Origin of the sequence: Acinetobacter sp. YH12072, assembly GCF_013419565.1 — a bacterium.
Classification (GTDB): Bacteria; Pseudomonadota; Gammaproteobacteria; order Pseudomonadales; family Moraxellaceae; genus Acinetobacter.
Window position 1 is genome coordinate 1 of sequence record NZ_VOZV01000085.1, and the last position, 2306, is coordinate 2306.

Below are 2306 nucleotides of genomic sequence, written 5' to 3' on the forward strand. Positions count from 1 at the left end.
ACGTTGCGACGAGTTACGGGGTTTCAGAGCCCACAGCCTCAAGAATTGTCCGTCATGTTGAAGACTGCCTGATTCGGTCCAATCTGTTTAATTTACCCAAAGATTTACCCGAGGGCGAAGGCATCGACTGGAATGTTGTAATCGTGGATGCCACGGAAATTCCAATCCAAAGGCCTAAAAAAACAGAAGAAAAGCTATAGCGGCAAGAAAAAGACCCACACTTTCAAAGTACAGGCCATCATTCATTATCAAACTCAAAAAATCCTGAGTTTATGTACGAGTCGTGGTGCCGTACATGATTTCGAACTCTTCAAACGTAACTTGAATCAGATTCCTGCAGGTGCATTTATCCTTGCGGATAAGGGTTATCAGGGAATTTATACAGTGTATCCAAATAGCTTGTTGCCATTAAAAGCAAAGAAGCGCTGTAAACTGGATTCCGAACTAAAAATCTATAATCAGGAAATCAATAAAAGAAGAATTGGAATTGAGCATGTATTTGGCAGTTTGAAAACCTTCAAAATTCTTGCTGAGCGATATCGCAATCGAGGCAAAAGACTAGCATTAAGATTCAATCTAATTGCTGGAATTTATAACTTGGAGCTGAGTGAAAAATGACTTATGAAAGAAATCTAATATCTCGACTCATAAGTTTTTCTGTTTAAATACATATCTGGAAAATTAACTTTCATTCCAGTTTTTAAAAATTATCTCTTTAATATAAAACCTATCAGCAATTATCAATCATTATTCGCCTTTGAATAATTAAGTTTTAACTATGATTAATTAAATACCCTAAGTAATCAGCTAATATTAAAAAACTTTTTCATCTTAAACTGAATTTGGTAAACGCTTAAAATAAACATGTAGCCAATAAAAAAGCCACTTAATATAAGTGGCTGATTTATAAAAAGAATTTTGGTGGAGATGGCGGGAGTTGAACTCACTAGAACTCAACCCTATCAATTTCTATCTAATATAAGTTATTGAATTATCTATTATTCAATTACTTGCATATGATAGTTTGTGATAGCCATTAAAAAAAGTGTGGCAAAAAATGTGGCAAAGATTTATTTAGCTTAGAACGGCTTTGTTGCACAAACCTATCTGTAAAGGCTTTTTCAGCGATATAATTTTCAAATGAAGAAGCCTACACACAAAATCTACCGCACAACCAATTGGCCCGCATATAACCGAGCACTCATGAGTCGCGGAAATATTGCCATTTGGTTTGATCCTGCTACGCAATGGTATGCGCCATCAAAAGGCAAACAAGGGCGAAATCAAACCTACTCCGACGCAGCCATCCAATGCTGCTTAATGATTAAATCCTTATTCCGTCTGTCTCTACGTATGGTTACTGGCTTTGTGCAAAGTCTGATTAAACTTTGCGGATTAAATTGGATAGCTCCAGATTACACCACGCTTTGTAGAAGACAAAAGCATATTGATATTGTAATCAGCTACCAAAAAAGTAGAGATGGGCTGCATCTACTCATGGACTCTACAGGCATGAAGTTTCTAGGTGAGGGCGAATGGAAACGCAAGAAACATGGACCTGAATATCGTCGCCAATGGCGTAAACTACATATTGGTATAGATGCCAAAACCCTGCAAATACGAGCAGTTCAGCTTACAACCAATAATGTCAGTGATTCACAGGTGCTTGGTGATTTACTTAATCAGATTCCACAAGATGAGCGGATTGACTCTGTTTATACCGATGGAGCTTATGACACCAAGCAATGCCGTCAGGTCATTGCAGATCGGCAAGGGCATGCGGTGATTCCACCTAGAAAAAATGCGAAACCATGGAAAGATACAAAGAGTAGCTCGCTAGAGCGAAATGAATTACTTCGAACAATTAAACGTTTAGGCAGGACACTATGGAAAAAATGGTCAGGATATCATCGGCGAAGTTTGGTTGAAACTAAGATGCATTGCATCAAATTATTAGGAGATAAACTCAGTGCAAGGAGTTTTGATAGCCAAGTGAATGAGATTCATGCACGTGTAACAGTCCTCAACAGATTTACGGAATTAGGTCGATCACTTACCCAAGTTATGCCTTAAATTTGGCTCAATTAGGGGCGCTTTGCATTTCAAATCTTTGTGCAACAAAGCCCCTATCAAATAGATTTAAACACTTATATGTTATTACCCATATTCTAGTGTTTATTTTTAAATTCTGTTTTGAGTCATTTCCCCATTGACGAGTCTCAGCAGGTTCAGTGGATTCTCATCTCTTAATGCTTCAGGCAACAGACTTTGCGGATAGTTCTGGTAGCAGACCGGACGTAGATAAC

2 protein-coding genes and 2 pseudogenes are annotated in these 2306 nt (G+C 37.9%); 3 read left to right on the plus strand and 1 reads right to left on the minus strand.

Going from position 1 to position 2306, the window contains the following annotated elements; translation table 11 throughout:
* From FTU19_RS16245 to FTU19_RS16085, 3 genes and pseudogenes are all read left to right on the plus strand, one after another.
* Positions 1–200 (plus strand): annotated as a pseudogene (locus FTU19_RS16245) (IS5/IS1182 family transposase); the annotation flags it as partial.
* The gene (locus tag FTU19_RS16080; RefSeq protein WP_180012239.1) at positions 148–618 is read left to right on the plus strand and encodes a transposase family protein; all 471 of its coding nucleotides are present in this window, start codon (positions 148–150) and stop codon (positions 616–618) included. The pseudogene FTU19_RS16245 and the gene FTU19_RS16080, both read left to right, overlap by 53 nt.
* A 522-nt stretch (positions 619–1140) precedes the next feature.
* The gene (locus tag FTU19_RS16085; RefSeq protein ID WP_180131910.1) at positions 1141–2073 is read left to right on the plus strand and encodes an IS5 family transposase; all 933 of its coding nucleotides are present in this window, start codon (positions 1141–1143) and stop codon (positions 2071–2073) included.
* 108 nt (positions 2074–2181) lie between these two features.
* Here the strand turns inward: FTU19_RS16085 and FTU19_RS16090 are convergent.
* A pseudogene (locus FTU19_RS16090) lies at positions 2182–2306 on the minus strand (ketoglutarate semialdehyde dehydrogenase); the annotation flags it as partial.

Bases quoted from the DNA above. Each gene is read 5' to 3' on its own strand.
- FTU19_RS16080 (WP_180012239.1), top strand. From the start codon at position 148: ATGCCACGGAAATTCCAATCCAAAGGCCTAAAAAAACAGAAGAAAAGC.
- FTU19_RS16085 (WP_180131910.1), top strand. From the start codon at position 1,141: ATGAAGAAGCCTACACACAAAATCTACCGCACAACCAATTGGCCCGCA.